Annotated in this window: 13 protein-coding genes and 1 pseudogene; 8 read left to right on the top strand and 6 right to left on the bottom strand. The window is 71.4% G+C overall.

Annotated elements, in window-relative coordinates; genetic code table 11:
• Window positions 1-233 precede the first annotated feature (233 nt).
• From GWK61_RS42865 to pgi, 6 genes are all read right to left on the bottom strand, one after another.
• Window positions 234-1199 (bottom strand): 3-methyladenine DNA glycosylase, encoded by a 966-nt coding sequence (locus tag GWK61_RS42865; protein ID WP_369125659.1) that lies wholly within the window; start codon window positions 1197-1199, stop codon window positions 234-236.
• A gap of 98 nt (window positions 1200-1297) precedes the next feature.
• The gene (locus tag GWK61_RS42860; protein WP_194917837.1) at window positions 1298-2329 is read right to left on the bottom strand and encodes an SCO4651 family lipoprotein; all 1032 of its coding nucleotides are present in this window, start codon (window positions 2327-2329) and stop codon (window positions 1298-1300) included.
• Between the two features lie 191 nt (window positions 2330-2520).
• Window positions 2521-3468 carry a PLP-dependent cysteine synthase family protein gene (locus GWK61_RS42855; protein WP_194917835.1) on the bottom strand — a complete coding sequence of 316 codons (948 nt, stop codon included), beginning with the start codon at window positions 3466-3468 and terminating at the stop codon, window positions 2521-2523.
• A gap of 36 nt (window positions 3469-3504) precedes the next feature.
• Entirely contained in the window at window positions 3505-3777 is a 273-nt protein-coding gene (locus tag GWK61_RS42850) for a MoaD/ThiS family protein (RefSeq protein ID WP_194917833.1), read from the bottom strand.
• 121 nt (window positions 3778-3898) lie between these two features.
• Entirely contained in the window at window positions 3899-3997 is a 99-nt protein-coding gene (locus GWK61_RS60130) for a putative leader peptide (protein WP_317623733.1), read from the bottom strand.
• A gap of 151 nt (window positions 3998-4148) precedes the next feature.
• On the bottom strand, window positions 4149-5786 hold the full coding sequence (gene pgi, locus GWK61_RS42845; RefSeq protein ID WP_194917831.1) for a glucose-6-phosphate isomerase: 1638 nt from the start codon (window positions 5784-5786) through the stop codon (window positions 4149-4151).
• A gap of 163 nt (window positions 5787-5949) precedes the next feature.
• Here pgi and GWK61_RS42840 point away from each other — a divergent pair, with 163 nt between their 5' ends.
• The 8 genes and pseudogenes from GWK61_RS42840 to GWK61_RS42805 all read left to right on the top strand — a co-directional run.
• The gene (locus tag GWK61_RS42840; RefSeq protein ID WP_194917829.1) at window positions 5950-6156 is read left to right on the top strand and encodes a hypothetical protein; all 207 of its coding nucleotides are present in this window, start codon (window positions 5950-5952) and stop codon (window positions 6154-6156) included.
• Window positions 6157-6250: 94 nt separating this feature from the next.
• On the top strand, window positions 6251-7087 hold the full coding sequence (locus tag GWK61_RS42835; RefSeq protein WP_194917828.1) for a response regulator transcription factor: 837 nt from the start codon (window positions 6251-6253) through the stop codon (window positions 7085-7087).
• On the top strand, window positions 7084-8418 hold the full coding sequence (locus GWK61_RS42830) for a HAMP domain-containing sensor histidine kinase (protein WP_228563873.1): 1335 nt from the start codon (window positions 7084-7086) through the stop codon (window positions 8416-8418). Before GWK61_RS42835 ends, GWK61_RS42830 begins: the two co-directional genes overlap by 4 nt.
• 263 nt (window positions 8419-8681) lie before the next feature.
• Window positions 8682-12473, top strand: coding sequence for a multifunctional oxoglutarate decarboxylase/oxoglutarate dehydrogenase thiamine pyrophosphate-binding subunit/dihydrolipoyllysine-residue succinyltransferase subunit (locus tag GWK61_RS42825; RefSeq protein ID WP_194917826.1), 3792 nt, complete (start codon window positions 8682-8684; stop codon window positions 12471-12473).
• Window positions 12474-12623: 150 nt separating this feature from the next.
• A complete protein-coding gene (locus tag GWK61_RS42820) occupies window positions 12624-12797 on the top strand; it encodes a DUF6104 family protein (protein WP_194917824.1) in 174 nt (57 codons plus the stop codon).
• A gap of 112 nt (window positions 12798-12909) precedes the next feature.
• Window positions 12910-13788, top strand: coding sequence for a DUF4097 family beta strand repeat-containing protein (locus GWK61_RS42815; protein WP_194917821.1), 879 nt, complete (start codon window positions 12910-12912; stop codon window positions 13786-13788).
• A complete protein-coding gene (locus GWK61_RS42810) occupies window positions 13789-14610 on the top strand; it encodes a PadR family transcriptional regulator (RefSeq protein WP_194917819.1) in 822 nt (273 codons plus the stop codon). It begins immediately after the preceding gene.
• A 158-nt stretch (window positions 14611-14768) separates the two neighbouring features.
• Window positions 14769-16220 (top strand): annotated as a pseudogene (locus tag GWK61_RS42805) (hypothetical protein); the annotation flags it as partial.

The raw sequence follows: 16220 nt of genomic DNA, 5'->3' as shown, positions 1-16220 counted from the left end.
GGGGCAGCCCAGCCTGGTTGGCGAACGCGGCGGTGGGAGTGGCGGCGGCAGGCACGGCCGAGGCGGAAGCAGAAGCGGGCGGTGTCGGCGGCCGGAGAGGTGGCGGCGGCAGGCGCCAAGGAAGCAGAAGCAAGCGCGGCCGAGGCGGGGGCGGTCGCGGCAGGAGTGCCGGGCTCGATGGAAGAAGAAGCAAGCGCGGCGGGGGCGGCAGTCGGGCCGGCGGCGGGCACAGTTTACGCCGAGGCGGCTGGCGCGCTGGCCGGGCTGGCCGGGCTGGCAGCAGAAGCGGCGGCCTCGGCGGGGGCGGGCCAGGCGAGCAGGGCGTCACAGACTTCGATGAGTCGGTGGCGCAGGGGTGCGCCGCGGCGGGCGAAGTCGGCTTGCATCGCAGCGTATTCAGCGCGGCCGGCGGGGGTCTCGATGGTGATCGGGGGGTGGCCGAGTTCGGTGAGGTCGTAGGGGCTGGCGCGCATGTCCATTTCGCGGATCTCGGCGGCCAGGGCGAAGCTGTCGGCGATCAGTTCTGAGGGGACGAAGGGGTCCAGTTTGTAGGCCCACTTGTAGATGTCCATGCCGGCGTGGAGGCAGCCGGGCTGTTCGTTGGCGATCTGGTGCTCGCGCGTCGGGCGCAGGGTGTTCAGGGGCTCCGCTTCGGGGGTGAAGAAGCGGTAGGCGTCGTAGTGGGAGCAGCGGATGTTCTGGGTCTCGACGACCTCGTCCGTGCCTGCGGAGCCGAGGCGGAGGCGCCTTGCCGAGTGGCGCACCTGCTCGGGTTCGAGGCGGTAGACCATGGCCCACTCGTGGAGGCCGAAGCAGGCCAGGCGGGGTTCGCGGCCGGCGGTGGCGGCGAGCAGTGCGCGGATGAACTCGGCGGTGCGGCGGCGTGCCTCGGTGAACTCGGCGGGGTCGAGGGTGACGCCGTCGGGGGTCTCGGTGTAGCCGCGCCAGGACAGGCGCTCGCGGGCCGCGTCGCCGGACAGCGTCACGCCGATGCCGGGGTGCCAGCGCAGGAGGCGCGCGGGGCGGTGCGAGTAGTACGTGAACAGGAAGTCCATCACCGGGTGCGCCTCGTTGTCAGCGCGGCGGCGCAGGTGGGGCTCGGTCCAGGCGGCGACGCGGGTGTGGTGCTCGGCCTCGCGGGCCCGCCAGACGTTTTCGGGGAGGACGAGGGGGGTGATGTGCTGCTCAGCCTGGTCCACGCTCACGCTTCGACGGTACCCGGTGGCCTGCGCGGGGCCGAATCGCGTTTCGGGGCCGAGCGGGATGTCGCTGCTCGGCCCCGGTGATGGTGCAGAGATCAGGCCGCGGAAGAAGACGAGGCGGCCGAGGACGCGCTGCTCGACGAGGTCGAGGAGGACGAGCTGCTGGTCGGGCCGGTGCTCAACGGGCCGGTCGCGGCCGGGCTGCTCGGGGCACCAGGCGTACTCGGCGCCTGCGCCGACCCCTGCGCCGCGGCCTCCTCCTGCTTCACGATCGCGACGAAGTCCGCGCTCTGGCTGTCCGGGATCGGCGTCACCGTCACCGCGGTGCCCCAGTCGCTGTAGTCCATCTCGCCGGTCATGGAACCGATCGAGGTGCTCTCGGTGAACGTCATCGCGACCGGCAGGCCGTCGGCCCGCAGCCACACGTCGTACGCCAGCTTCGTCACCGTGCCCTGGCCCAGGGCGTTGCCGACCACGTCGGCGTCGTCCTGGGTGAGGCCGGTGCGGCCGGCGATGTTCGGGTCGGTGGCGTCCGCGCCGGTCAGGGCGCCGGAGCAATGCACGGTCTGCACGCCGCCGCGCTGCTCGGTGCCGACGACGTGCAGGTCCCGCGCGGCGGTCAGCAGGGTCAGGCCCTTGCTCGGGGAGGCGTTCTCCAGCACGTCGGCGCCGAAGTTGGCGGTGTTCGGGTCGGCGGCCATGGCCTGCAGGTCCATCTTCAGCCACTGCTTGCCGTTCATCTGCGCGGCCAGCAGCGGGTCACCGCCCATCTGCACGTACATCACGTCGTCGGCGAAGCGGATCGGGAGGGCCGGGGCGGACTGCGCGCCCGAGTCCGCCCCGGAGCTCATCGCCATGGTGCCCTGCAGCGTCGGGTGCCCGTCGAAGGTCGCCGTCACGTCGTCGGTCTCCGTGGCGGTCGGCGCCACCAGCACCGTGTGCACCTTCGCGCTCGGGTGCGCGGCGACGGCGCGGGCCGCGGCCTGGATCGCGTCCTTGGCACTGAGCGAGGACAGCTGCGCGAAGGACTGCGGCGTGCCGTCCGACGCCTTCAGGGAGCAACCGGTGAGCGAGGACGCGGCCACGGCCGCCAGCACGGCGCCGGACCATATCTGCTTGCGGGGCATGAGTTTCCCACCCTTGATCGTGAAAGCTGAAGAGCGGGGGAATCCTAGCTTTATCGCAGATCAGAGGCATCGCCGGGGGTGGGAACAAGATCCTTGATCAGGGAAAAAGGCGATCGTACGGGAACGACAAAGCGGCGGCGCCGGCCGAAAAGCCGTCACCGCCGCCACCTCGAGCTCGTCGAGAAAGCTCGTCAAGCCCAGAGCTGCCCCTCGATCCGGTCCTCGGCCTCGTCGAGCGTGCCCTCGTAAGCACCGGTGGACAGGTACTTCCACCCGCCGTCGGCGACGATGAACGCGATCTCCGCGCCCTCCCCCGCCTCGACGGCCTTGCGCGCGATCCCGAGCGCCGCGTGCAGCGCACAGCCGGTGGAGATGCCCGCGAAGATGCCCTCGGCCGCCAGCAGCTCCCGGGTACGGCGCAGCGCGTCGTGCGCGCCGACCGAGAACCGGGTGGTCAGCACCGACTCGTCGTACAGCTCCGGGACGAAGCCCTCGTCGAGGTTGCGCAGGCCGTAGATCAGCTCGTCGTAGCGCGGCTCGGCGGCGACGATCTGCACGTCCGGCTTCTGCTCGCGCAGGTAGCGGCCGACGCCCATCAGCGTGCCGGTGGTGCCCAGGCCCGCCACGAAGTGCGTGATCGTGGGCAGGTCGGCCAGCAGCTCCGGGCCGGTGCCGTGGTAGTGCGCCAGGGCGTTGGCCGGGTTGCCGTACTGGTAGGGCATGACCCAGTCGGGGTGCTCGGCGGCCAGTTCCTTGGCCACCCGGACCGCCTCGTTGGAGCCGCCGGCGGCGTTCGAGGAGATGATCTCGGCGCCGTACATGCGCAGGATCTGCCGGCGCTCCTCGGAGGTGTTCTCCGGCATGACGCAGATCAGCTTGTAGCCCTTGAGCTTGGCGACCATCGCCAGGCCGATGCCGGTGTTGCCGGACGTCGGCTCCAGAATGGTGTCCCCGGGCTTGAGCCGGCCCTCCTTCTCGGCGGACTCGATCAGCCCCAGGGCGACGCGGTCCTTGACCGAGCCGGTCGGGTTGCGGTCCTCCAGCTTGGCCCACAGCCGCACCTCGGGCGACGGCGAGAGGCGCGGCAGCCCGATCAGCGGGGTGTGGCCCACGGAGTCCAGGAGCGAGTCGTAGCGCATCGTCGGCGCCCTCGTGCTCTTCCCGCGTCCCGCGCCTCAGCCGCCGGCGACGGCGGGCAGCACGGTGACGGCGTCGCCGTCGACCAGCGGGGTCGACAGGCCGCCGAGGAAGCGCACGTCCTCGTCGTTCTTGTACACGTTGACGAACCGGCGCAGCTGGCCGGCGTCCAGCAGCCGGTCGCCGATCCCGGGGTGCCGGGCGTCCAGGTCGGTGATCAGGTCGGCGAGGGTGCTGCCCTCGGCCTCGACGCGCTTGGCGCCGTCGGTGTAGGTGCGCAGGATGGTCGGGATCGACACGTTGACGGACATGGCCGGTCATCTCCTCGTGGGAACAGGGCGGAACAGGCGAGCAGGGCGTATGGGAGGCTCCGCGGAAAGGTCGCGCGCGACGAACGCGGCTCGACCTGGCGGAACGGATGCGGTCGCGGGTTCAGGCGCCCCGGCGACACAGCGCGCTGGCCAGCCGGCCGAAGTCGACATGGCGGCGCGCGACGAGCAGCACCGTCGGATCCATGCCGGGAGAACGCATGCCTCCATGATATTCATCCCGGCCGGACAGTGGACCCCTGTTCCCGAGCGGTGAGATACCCCACTATCGGGAGAAACCGACGGGCCCGCCGACACCCCGGGTAGGGGTCGGCGGGCCCGTGGACCGGCTTCGGTCACCGCCGAGACCGACGTCACGCCCCCGGCACGCGGTCGGCGCGGTAGCGCTCGATCGCGGCGTTGGTCGAGGAGTCGTGCTCCAGCGGCGCGTCCGCGGAAAGCTCGGGCACGATCTTCTTCGCCAGCACCTTGCCGAGCTCGACGCCCCACTGGTCGAAGGAGTCGATGTCCCAGACCGCGCCCTGGACGAACACCTTGTGCTCGTACAGCGCGACCAGCTGGCCCAGGATCGCCGGGGTCAGCCGCTGCGCGGTGACCGTGGTGGTCGGGTGGTTGCCGCGGAAGGTGCGGTGCGGGACCTGCGCGGCCGCCACGCCCTCGGCCTCGACCTGCTCGCGCGTCTTGCCGAAGGCCAGCGCCTCGGTCTGCGCGAAGAAGTTCGCCATCAGGGCGTCGTGCTGCCCGAACGGGTCGGTGCCCTCGATCGGCCGGTCGAAGCCGATGAAGTCGGCCGGGATCAGCGCGGTGCCCTGGTGGATCAGCTGGTAGTAGGCGTGCTGGCCGTTGGTGCCGGGGGTGCCCCAGACGATCGGGCCGGTCTCCCACTGCACCGGCTCGCCGTCGCGCCGCGTCGACTTGCCGTTGGACTCCATGTCCAGCTGCTGCAGGTACGCGGTGAACTTCGAGAGGTAGTGCGAGTACGGCAGGACCGCGAGCGTCTGCGCGTTCCAGAAGTCGCGGTACCAGAGGCCGATCAGGCCCAGCAGCAGCGGCAGGTTCTGCTCCGGCGGCGCGGTGCGGAAGTGCTCGTCGATGGTGTGGAAGCCCTGGAGCATCTCCTCGAAGCGCTCCGGGCCGATGGCGATCATCAGCGACAGGCCGATGGCCGAGTCGTAGGAGTAGCGGCCGCCGACCCAGTCCCAGAACCCGAACATGTTGTCGGTGTCGATGCCGAAGGCGGAGACCGCCTCGGCGTTGGTGGAGACGGCGACGAAGTGCTTGGCGATGGCGCTCTCGTCGCCGCCGAGGCCGGCCAGCAGCCACTTCTTCGCGGAGGTGGCGTTGGTGACGGTCTCGACCGTGGTGAAGGTCTTGGAGGACACGACGAACAGCGTCTCGGCCGGGTCCAGGTCGTGCGTGGCCTCGTAGAGGTCGGCGCCGTCGACGTTGGAGACGAAGCGGAACTGCATGTCGCGCATGCTGTACGGCTTGAGCGCCTCGTAGGCCATCGCCGGGCCCAGGTCCGAGCCGCCGATGCCGATGTTGACGACGGTCTTGATGCGCTCGCCGGTGGCGCCGGTCCACTCCCCGCCGCGCACGCGCGCCGAGAACGCGGCCATCCGGTGCAGCACCTCGTGCACCTCGGGCACCACGTCGGCGCCGTCGACCTCGATGCGCTCGGTCTCCGGGGCGCGCAGCGCGACGTGCAGCACCGCGCGGTCCTCGGTGAGGTTGATCTTCTCGCCGCGGAACATCCGGTCCCGCAGCTCGAACACCCCGCGCTCGCGCGCCAGGTCCAGCAGCAGCCGCAGGGTCTCGTCGGTGACCAGCTGCTTGGAGTAGTCCACCGACAGGTCCCCGGCCTGCGCGAAGTAGCGCTCGGCGCGGCCCGGGTCGGTCTTGAACAGCTCGCGCAGGTTCACCCGGTCGAATTCCGCGTGGTGCGCCTCCAGCGCCTTCCACTGCGGCAGATCGGTGAGTTTCTCGGTCATCGGCGTCCTCCTAGCGACGTGCTGTATCGGCTTCAAAACCCTATCGCCGCGCCGGGCGCGTGGCCTGGCCAGTGCGGTGAACGCCGTGGACCAATTGATACTGCGGCGCGTAGCGCCACCTCAACGGGCGGTGGTGGGCGACGGGTGGGCAGATGATTCCGGCATGACGAAGGTCGGAAATCGCGATGCGCTGCTCGGCTACGGCAGCACCCTGCGAAGACTCGGCCGGTATCCGGAGACCATCGATGCGTTCCGGCGCGGCGATGCGGACACTGCTGGAAGTGCTCGCCGCGACGAGTTCCGGCCCCGGGATCCAGCGCTACCGCCGCGCCATCGAGCACTACGCGACGGCCTCGACGCGGTCGAGTAGCAAGATCACGCAGGTCGGAACACCCCCTGTGCCGAAACTGTGCGCGTTCGGTGATCAGGCCGGTACCCGGCTGCCACGTGCCTATGCTGAACCGGTGACCAGCATTCTCGTCGTCGAGGACGAACCGACCCTCGCCGAGGCGATCGCGGCCCGCCTGCGTGCCGAAGGCTTCGCCACGCACCTGGCCGGCGACGGCCCGGCGGCGGTGCGCACGGCCCAGGAGCACCTGCCGGACCTGATCGTGCTGGACGTGATGCTCCCCGGCTTCGACGGCCTGGAGGTCTGCCGCCGGATCCAGGCCGAGCGGGCCGTCCCGGTGCTCATGGTCACCGCCCGCGACGACGAGAGCGACCTGATCGAGGGCCTGCGCACCGGCGCCGACGACTACCTGACCAAGCCGTTCTCCATGCGCGAGCTGATCGCGCGGGTGCACGCGCTGCTGCGGCGGGTGGAGCGCGCCGCGGAGCTCGGGGCCGGCGGCGGCGCCGAGACAACCGGCCCCGGCAACGTCATCCCGATCGGCACCGGCTTCGGCCCGGGCACGACCGCCGGCACCCGCACTCCGCAGCCGCTGCGCTTCATGGCCATCGGCACCAGCGCCGGCGCGCGGATGCTGGAGATCGACCCGGCGCAGCGCCGGGTGCGGGTCGGGGCCGGGCGCTCGCAGGACGAGGCCCACCTGACGCCCACCGAGTTCGACCTGCTCGCCTGCCTGGCCGGGCAGCCGCGCACCGTGCTCACCCGGGAGAAGCTGCTGGCCGAGGTGTGGGACTGGCTGGACGCCTCCGGGACCCGCACCGTCGACAGCCACGTGAAGGCCGTGCGCCGCAAGATCGGCGCGGACTGGATCCGCACCGTGCACGGCGTCGGCTACGCGCTGGAGGCCGAGCCGGTCCGCGGCGATACGAGCCTGGAGGCGGCCGGACGATGAACTCCCGTGTCCCGCTGCGCTTCGGCACCCGCGTCACCACCCTGAACGCCGCCTCGCGCAAGGTCGGCGGCACCGTCGTGGACCGCGCCCGGGAAGTGCGCCCGCTGGACCGCTTCCACAGCATCAAGGTCAAGCTCGGCGTGCTGGTCGTGGCCTCGGTGTCGGTGGTCGGCGTGTTCACCGCGATCGGGGTCTCGGCCGGCATCCAGGCCCGGTACGTGGTCAGCGTCGCGGTGATCCTGTCGCTGGGCGTCACGCAGATCCTGGCGCACGGCATGACCAGCCCGCTGCGCTCGATGGCCGACGCCGTCTCGCGCATCGCCCGCGGCGACTACAGCCGCCGCGTCACCACCTCGAACTCCCGGGACGAGGTCGGGCAGCTGGCGACCGCGTTCAACCTGATGGCCGCCGACCTGGAGGCGGTGGACCGGCAGCGCAAGGAGCTGATCGCGAACGTCTCGCACGAGCTGCGCACGCCGATCTCGGCGCTGCGCGCGGTGCTGGAGAACGTCGTCGACGGCGTCACCGAGCCGGACCCGCCGACCATGCGCCTCGCGCTGGAGCAGGCCGAGCGGCTGGGCCGGCTGGTCAGCACCCTGCTGGACCTGTCGCGGATCGACGCCGGGGCGGTCGAGCTGGACCGCGAGGACGTGGCGCTGCAGGAGTTCCTGGCCACCGTGGCCCGCGAGGCCACGGTCTCGATGCTGACCCGGGACGCCGCCGACCGGCGCCCCTACACGGTCGTGGACGTGGTCCCGGCCGAGCTCACCGTGCGCGCCGACCGCGAGCGCCTGCACCAGGTCGCGGCCAACCTGCTGGACAACGCGGTGCGGCACTCCCCGCCCGGCGGCAAGGTGACGCTGCGGGCCCGGCGGCTGGAGGAGGGCGGAGTCCGCGTCGAGGTGTGCGACCAGGGGCCCGGCATCCCGCAGGGCGAGCGGGTCCGGGTCTTCGACCGGTTCGACCGCGGCTCGCGGCAGGCCGCGGACGGCGGCACCGGGCTCGGGCTGGCGATCGCGCGCTGGGTGGTGGATCTGCACGGCGGACGGATCTCGGTGGCCGAGCCGGTCGTGCCGCTCGCGCCGGTCGTGCCGCTCGTGCCGGTGCCCGCCGGCGGTCCCGGGGATCCAGGCGGTCTGGGCAGTCCGGGCAGTCCGGGCAGTCCGGGCAATGCGAGCAGTGCAGGCAGTCCGTGCGATCCCGGCAATCAGGGCGACCCGGCCGACTCCGGGCGGGGCGGCGCCGCCGCGTCCGGCGGTTCCGGCGCCTCCGGCCATCCGGTGGCCGTCGGCGCGCAACCCGGATGTGTCATCCGCGTCGATCTGCCGTAACCGACCCCGCGAGCACAACGCACTAATGTGCGGCCCGGATGTGAATCTGGTCACTCCTGACCACCACGTCGCCACCTGCACCTAGTCACATGGAGGGATTTTCCCCGCACGGCGGTGTGATCAGTGCCTCGAACCCGGGGCGCGACTGCAATAAAGCCCCACATCGGCGTAGCCTGGATGACCGCTATACGTCTACGGCCGGAGCCGGCCGTAGCCGCTGTGCACTCCTATACGCACCCACGCGGAAGAGGGCGGAAACCGCCGTGTCGCCACAGCCGTCGCAGCAGGCAACCACCGATCAGACTGCCGGTACTCCGGGCTCCACGCCGGGGCACACCCTGGCCGAGTTCGGCCCGAACGAGTGGCTGGTGGACGAGATCTACCAGCAGTTCCTGCGCGACCCCGAAAGCGTGGACCGCGCGTGGTGGGACTTCTTCAACGACTACCAGCCCACGGACAGCTCTGCCGCCGCGCAGGCTCTTGCCCCCGTTGCGAAGGTTGATAACCCCGAAGTGACTGTGACCTCCGACACATCGGCCCCTGCCCAATCCGCCGCCCCGGTGGCGCCGACCGCCCTCGCGGCGGTGCCGGCCCCGGCCCAGGCCCCCGCTCAGGCGGCGCCCGCCGCCCCGACCGCTCCGGCGGCCCCGACCGCCCCGGTCCAGGTCCCGCGGGACGCGGCGACCACCGCCGCCCCGGCCCCGGCCGGCGGCAGCGCGGGCGCCACCACGGCGGTCCTGAAGGGCCCGGCGGCCCGCGTGGTCACCAACATGGAGGCCTCGCTGGAGGTCCCGACCGCGACCAGCGTGCGCGCCGTCCCGGCCAAGCTGCTGATCGACAACCGCATCGTCATCAACAACCACCTGAAGCGGGCCCGCGGCGGCAAGGTCTCCTTCACCCACATCATCGGCTACGCCCTGGCGCAGGCGCTCAAGGCCATGCCGGAGATGAACCGCTCGTTCACCACGGAGAACGGCAAGCCCGCGGTCGTCACCCCGGCGCACGTCAACGTCGGCCTGGCCATCGACCAGGTGAAGCCGGACGGCACCCGGCAGCTGCTGGTGCCCTCCATCAAGGGCGCCGAGCTCATGGACTTCCGCGAGTTCTGGCAGGCCTACGAGGACGTGGTCCGCCGCGCCCGGAACAACAAGCTCACCCCGGACGACTTCGCCGGCACCACGATCTCGCTGACCAACCCGGGCACCATCGGCACCGTGCACTCCGTGCCGCGCCTGATGAAGGGCCAGGGCGCGATCCTGGGCGTCGGGGCGATGGAGTACCCGGCCGAGTACCAGGGCACCAGCGAGGAGACGCTGTCCCGGCTGGCGGTCAGCAAGGTCATGACCCTGACCTCGACCTACGACCACCGGATCATCCAGGGCGCGCAGTCCGGCGACTTCCTGCGGATCATGCACCAGCTGCTGCTGGGCGAGGACGGCTTCTACGACAAGCTGTTCGAGTCGCTGCGCATCCCCTACGAGCCGGTCCGCTGGATCCAGGACATCTCGGCCTCGCACGAGGACGACATCAACAAGACCGCGCGCGTGCAGGAGCTCATCGAGTCCTACCGCACCCGCGGCCACCTGATGGCCGACACCGACCCGCTGGAGTACAAGCAGCGCCGGCACCCGGACCTGGACGTGGTCAGCCACGGCCTGACCCTGTGGGACCTGGAGCGCGAGTTCGCCACCGGCGGCTTCGGCGGCAAGAAGATCATGAAGCTGCGCGACGTGCTCGGCGTGCTGCGCGACTCCTACTGCCGCACCATCGGCATCGAGTACATGCACATCCAGTCCCCGGACGAGCGCAAGTGGATCCAGAACCGGGTGGAGCACGGCTACGCCAAGCCGGACCGCACCGAGCAGCTGCGCATCCTGGAGCGCCTGAACGCCGCCGAGGCCTTCGAGACCTTCCTGCAGGTCAAGTTCATGGGCCAGAAGCGCTTCTCGCTGGAGGGCGGGGAGTCGGCGATCCCGCTGCTCGGCGAGATCCTGGCCGACGCCGCGCGCTCGGGCCTGGACGAGGTCGCGATCGGCATGGCCCACCGCGGCCGGCTCAACGTGCTGACGAACATCGTCGGCAAGGAGTACGCCGAGGTCTTCCGCGAGTTCGAGGGCAACCTGGACCCCAAGAGCATGCACGGCTCCGGCGACGTGAAGTACCACCTGGGCGCCTCGGGCTCGTTCACCGCGCTGGACGGCTCGGAGATCGCGGTGACCCTGGCCGCGAACCCCTCGCACCTGGAGACCGTGGACCCGGTCCTGGAGGGCATCGTCCGCGCCAAGCAGGACATCATCGACAAGGCCTCGGCCGGCTTCACCGTGCTGCCGCTGCTGATCCACGGCGACGCCGCGTTCGCCGGGCAGGGCGTGGTGGCCGAAACGCTGAACCTGTCGCAGCTGCGCGGCTACCGCACCGGCGGCACCGTGCACCTGGTGATCAACAACCAGGTCGGCTTCACCACCTCGCCGGCCGCCTCGCGCTCCTCGATCTACGCCACCGACGTGGCCCGGATGATCGAGGCGCCGATCTTCCACGTGAACGGCGACGACCCCGAGGCCTGCGTGCGGGTCGCGCAGCTGGCCTTCGACTACCGCCAGGCGTTCAACAAGGACGTCGTCATCGACATGATCTGCTACCGCCGCCGCGGCCACAACGAGGGCGACGACCCGTCGATGACGCAGCCGCTGATGTACAACCTCATCGAGGCCAAGCGCAGCGTCCGCAAGCTCTACACCGAGGGCCTGATCGGCCGCGGCGACATCACCCTGGAAGAGGCCGAGGAGGCCCTGCGCAACTATCAGGGCCAGCTGGAGCGGGTGTTCGCGGAGACCAAGGAGGTCTCCAAGGCCCCGGTCTCGGCGACCTTCGCCGTGGACGTGCAGCCCTACCCGGCGCAGGTGGACACCGCGATCAGCGAGCAGACCGTCAAGGTCATCGCCGACTCGCAGGTCTCGCTGCCCGACGGCTTCACCCCGCACCCGAAGGTGCTGCAGCCGCTGCAGAAGCGGGCGCAGATGATCACCGACGACAAGATCGACTGGGGCATGGGCGAGACCCTGGCCTTCGGCTCGCTGCTGATGGAGGGCGTGCCGGTCCGGCTGGCCGGCCAGGACTCCCGGCGCGGCACCTTCGTGCAGCGCCAGCACGTGCTGGTGGACCGGGAGAACGCCACCGAGTACACCCCGCTGTCGAACCTGACCCCGGACCAGGCCAAGTACACGGTCTACGACTCGCTGCTGAGCGAGTACGCGGCCCTGGGCTTCGAGTACGGCTACTCCGTGGCCCGCGCGAACGCCCTGGTGCTGTGGGAGGCGCAGTTCGGCGACTTCGTCAACGGCGCGCAGTCGGTCATCGACGAGTACATCTCCAGCGGCGAGCAGAAGTGGGGCCAGCGCTCCGGCGTGGTGCTGCTGCTGCCGCACGGCTACGAGGGCCAGGGCCCGGACCACTCCTCGGCCCGCCCCGAGCGCTTCCTGCAGATGTGCGCGCAGAACAACATGACCGTGGCGATCCCCTCGAACCCGGCGTCGTACTTCCACCTGCTGCGCTGGCAGGCGCACAACCCGGCGCACAAGCCGCTGGTGGTGTTCACGCCGAAGTCGATGCTGCGCCTGAAGGACGCGGTCTCGCCGGTGGCGGACTTCACCTCCGGCCGCTTCGAGCCGGTGCTGCCGGACGTCACGGTCGACCCGGCCGGCGTGCGCCGCGTGCTGCTGGTCACCGGCAAGCTCTACTGGGAGCTGGCGGCCAAGCGGGCCAAGGCGGGCATCACCGACACCGCGATCATCCGGGTCGAACGGCTGCACCCGCTGCCGGCCGCCGAGATCGCCGCGGTGCTGGCGGGCTACGGCCCGGACGTGGACCTGCGCTGGGTCCAGGAGGAGCCGGCCAACCAGGGCGTGTGGCCGTTCGTGGCGATGAACCTGCCGGCCGCCCTGGGTCGCGGGCTGACGGTGATCTCGCGGGCCGCCGCCTCGTCCCCGGCGGTGGGCTCGGGCAAGCGCCACGCGGTGGAGCAGGCCCAGCTGGTCGAGGACGCTTTCGCGGGCTGACCTGAAGGCGTAACACAGGCACCACACAGGGTGGGATCCGCGCTTTGACGCAGGTCTCGCCCCGCTATACGGGGTGGGATCTGCGCTTCGGCGTGGGTCCCGCCCTTTTGCATAGCAACTCAGAGCTCTTTCATAGTGAACGGGTAAAGCATGTACTTCACGGACCGCGGTATCGAGGAACTGGAGAAGCGCCGGGGCGACGAGGAGGTGTCGCTGGCCTGGGTCGCCGAGCAGCTGCGCACCTTCACCGACCTGAACCCGGAGTTCGAGGCGGCGGTGGACCGGCTGGCCACCTGGCTGGCGCGGCTGGACGACGAGGACTGAGCTCGTTCAGATGCCGTATTCGCCCTGGTCAGGTTGGGGTACTTGCCCTCCGGCGCAACGCGATATATCGTCTTCTTACAGAGACGCGATACATCGTGAAAGGGCCCGGGTGATGACGAGACACGAGCTGAACGGGCCGGACCGGCTCGCCTTCGAGGGGATCCACCGGCTGAAAGTCGTCACCACCTCGGGCAAGGTCGACGTGGTGGGGGCCGGCGAGGACGGCGCGGCGGTGGTGGACGTGACCCGGGTCAAGGGCGAGGAGCCCCTGGTGGTCGCGGACGAGGACGGCGAGCTGACGGTCCGGCACGGCGAGTTCCGGCCGAACGTGCTCGGCTGGCTGATGCACGGCCGCCGGATCGAGGCCGACATCTCGATCCAGGTGCCGCCGGACTGCCTGGTGGACGTCACGGTGGTCTCCGGGCCGCTGGTGGTGTCGAACCTGCACGAGCGGACCCGGGTCCAGGGCGTGTCCGGCGAGATCACGCTGGCCCAGCTGCACGGGCCCACCGACGTCAAGACGGTCTCCGGGGCGATCACCGCGGAGAGCGTCACCGACGACCTGAGCGCGCACACGGTCTCCGGGCCGATCACCGTCATCGCCCTGGGCTCGCAGAACACGATCAAGGCCGGCACCACGTCGGGCGCGATCACCGTGGACCTGGAGGACGGCACCGACGCCCCGCGCCTGGAGCTGAACGTGGTCTCCGGCCAGGTGATCGTCCGCGCGCCGGAGGACGCGAACCTGGAAGTGGACATGTCCACGATGAGCGGCCGGACCGTCACCACCTTCGACGGTCTGGATTCGGCGGCGTTGTTCGGGAACAAGCAGATCCCCTTCACCAAGCCGCGCCAGCTGTCCGGACGCCTGGGCACCGGGCAGGGACGTCTGAAGGCCAGAGCGGTGTCCGGTGACATGACGCTGCTGAGAAGGGCAGTCGACCCCGAGGCGAAGTTCTCGGTGGACGGCGAAGATGGAGAGGATCGTTAAATGGCACCCGTCTTCGGACACGGACGGCTGCGGCTGTACCTGTTGAAGCTGCTCGCCGAGAGCCCCAAGCACGGGTACGAGATCATCCAGCAGCTCAAGGAGCGGTTCCAGGGCCTGTACGCGCCCAGCGCCGGCACGGTGTACCCGCGCCTGTCGCGGCTGGAGAGCGAGGGCCTGATCCGGCACGAGACCGACGAGCGCGGCCGCAAGGTGTACCACATCACCGACGCCGGCCGCACCGAGCTCGCCGCGCGCGCCGACGACATGGACGCGCTGGAGACCGAGATCCGCGAGTCGGTCAGCAGCCTGGCCGAGGAGATCCGCGACGAGGTCAAGGAATCCGCCCGGCACATCCAGGAGGAGCTGCGCGCCGAGGCCGCGGAGGCCCGCACGGAGTCGCGCTCCGAGGCCCGGACGGAGTCCGCGAAGGGCCGCGGCGGCGCCGCGCACCCCCCGGCGGACCGCTCGCAGTGGGGCAAGGACGAGTGGCGCGACTGGAAGCGTGCGCAGAACGACTGGAAGGAACAGTGGAAGGACCAGTGGGCCGCGCAGTGGCGGGAGCACTGGCAGGACGAGGCCTCGCGCTGGCAGCGCTTCGCGCAGGACAGCGTGGACGACTGGACCGGGCGGCGCCCGCGCGAGCGGGCGGACCGGGAGCAGCTGGACGAGCTGCGGGCCACGTTCATGCGGTTCCGGGACGAGGTGCGGACGATGGCGCGGGAGCACCGGGACGACATCCCGGTGTCGCAGGACCAGCTGACCGCCGCGCGTGAGGTGCTGGAGCGGGCCGCGCGGGAGCTGCGGGACATCTTCCGGGGCTGAGCGGGGCTGACGCTGACAAGACGAGCCGGGACCGGTGCGGGCTCCGCGGAGCCGACCGGTTCGGTTTGAGGGGGAATGACGGCGCGTGTTGTGGGCTTCGGTCCGCGGCACGCGCCGTCAGCGTCTTGCGGCATCATGGGCCTTGGGAGGGAGCCACCGTGGTCGCAGGATTGATCGACGCTTTGCACTTCGCGCACCTCGACGACGCCTCGGCGGTGCTGCACGGCATCGGCGACGCGCAGGCCGCTGAAGGGATCGCACAGGCTTCGCTTCCCATATCCGTGGCGGTCAGCGATTTCGTGCTCGAACAACCTCCTTCCGCCGCGGCCGTCGCCCTGGCCCGGCGGGCGCTGGCCGACGAGACCGTGGCCGACCCGGACGCGGTGCTGCGCGCGCTGCTCCGGCTGGCGGATCCGGCGGTCGACGAGGTGCTGGTCCGGACCGTGGGCAAGCGGTCGCGGGCCTGGATCCTGGCCGCGCTGGTGCGGGACCGGCGCGGGGCGGACGGCCGGCCGGTCATCGCCCCGGGCGTGAAGAGGTTCCTGCGGAACCAGCTGGCCTGCGCCGAACGGCGGCACGCCGACCGGCACTCGCCGATGCCGGCGCGGATCGAGACCGACCTGACGGTCGCCGCGTGCTCCGCGGACGACATCGGCCTGGCGACCACGGCGCTGCCGCTGGCCATCCACCTGCGGCAGGTGGGCGCCGCGGTGCGCGGGCTGCGGACGCTGCGCGACTACGGGCTCCTGGACGACGTGTGGCAGGACGAGCTGCGCGGGCGGGTCACCACGGTCATGGCGGCGGGGGCGTCCTACTACGCGCCGTGGTGGGAGACGGTCCTCGCCTTCGGGGACACCGGCGACGACGCGGAGCTGGACAAGGCGCAGCGGCCGGTGCGCACCGACAGCCTGCCGCCGGTCGAGGAGGCGGACTCCTGGACGGCGCCGAACGTCGGGTCGCAGCACTACGCGATGGCGTGGGACGCGGTGCTGGCCTACGCGTCGGTGGTCGGCACCGGCGAGGAGTGGACGCAGGCCGGGCAGGCGACCTCGCGCGGCCTGGACGAGGCGGCGGCGCGCGAGGACGTGCCGCCGGACGTGCGGGAGATGTTCGAGGCGCGGTATCCCCGCGCGGTGTTCTGGGCGGCGCGGCCGGATGTGGAGACGCTGCGGCGGGCACACGCGGCGGCTGGAGCGCTGAACCCGGCGATGCGGCACTTCGCGACCCGCGAGCTGCTGCGCCGCGGCCTGCTGCACGGCTCGCTGAGCGCGGCGGAGGCGGTGGCGCACGCGGCGCCGGCGGCGGACGTGCTGGCGCTGGCGCTGCCCACGCCGCTCGGCCTGGCGGAGTACTACACGGCGAAGGGGAAGAACAGCTTCGCGCCGCACTTCGTCACCATCCCGGCGCAGGCCGAGGAGCGGTACCAGGCGGAGCTGCGCGCCGCGGTCGTCGAGGCGATCGGGCCGGACGCGGGGCGCTGGCTCAGGGTGCTGACGCGGATCGCAGCGTGGGAGGGCAGCCTGGGCGGACCCGGCGGGCTGCTGGAGGCGGTGGACGCCGGGGCACCGCTGCCGGCGCGGCGTGCGGGGCGGTGGCCTCGGGGGGTGGAT

Source organism: Catenulispora rubra, assembly GCF_015356825.1.
Taxonomy (GTDB): Bacteria; Actinomycetota; Actinomycetes; order Streptomycetales; family Catenulisporaceae; genus Catenulispora; species Catenulispora rubra.
This window is presented reverse-complemented; position numbering and strand designations above follow the sequence as displayed.

Excerpts from the sequence above, each read along its gene's own strand:
- GWK61_RS42860 (WP_194917837.1), bottom strand. The coding sequence starts at position 2,329 with ATGCCCCGCAAGCAGATATGGTCCGGCGCCGTGCTGGCGGCCGTGGCC.
- GWK61_RS42855 (WP_194917835.1), bottom strand. The coding sequence starts at position 3,468 with ATGCGCTACGACTCGCTCCTGGACTCCGTGGGCCACACCCCGCTGATC.
- GWK61_RS42850 (WP_194917833.1), bottom strand. The coding sequence starts at position 3,777 with ATGTCCGTCAACGTGTCGATCCCGACCATCCTGCGCACCTACACCGAC.
- GWK61_RS60130 (WP_317623733.1), bottom strand. The coding sequence starts at position 3,997 with ATGCGTTCTCCCGGCATGGATCCGACGGTGCTGCTCGTCGCGCGCCGC.
- pgi (WP_194917831.1), bottom strand. The coding sequence starts at position 5,786 with ATGACCGAGAAACTCACCGATCTGCCGCAGTGGAAGGCGCTGGAGGCG.
- GWK61_RS42840 (WP_194917829.1), top strand. The coding sequence starts at position 5,950 with ATGACGAAGGTCGGAAATCGCGATGCGCTGCTCGGCTACGGCAGCACC.
- GWK61_RS42830 (WP_228563873.1), top strand. The coding sequence starts at position 7,084 with ATGAACTCCCGTGTCCCGCTGCGCTTCGGCACCCGCGTCACCACCCTG.
- GWK61_RS42820 (WP_194917824.1), top strand. The coding sequence starts at position 12,624 with ATGTACTTCACGGACCGCGGTATCGAGGAACTGGAGAAGCGCCGGGGC.
- GWK61_RS42815 (WP_194917821.1), top strand. The coding sequence starts at position 12,910 with ATGACGAGACACGAGCTGAACGGGCCGGACCGGCTCGCCTTCGAGGGG.
- GWK61_RS42810 (WP_194917819.1), top strand. The coding sequence starts at position 13,789 with ATGGCACCCGTCTTCGGACACGGACGGCTGCGGCTGTACCTGTTGAAG.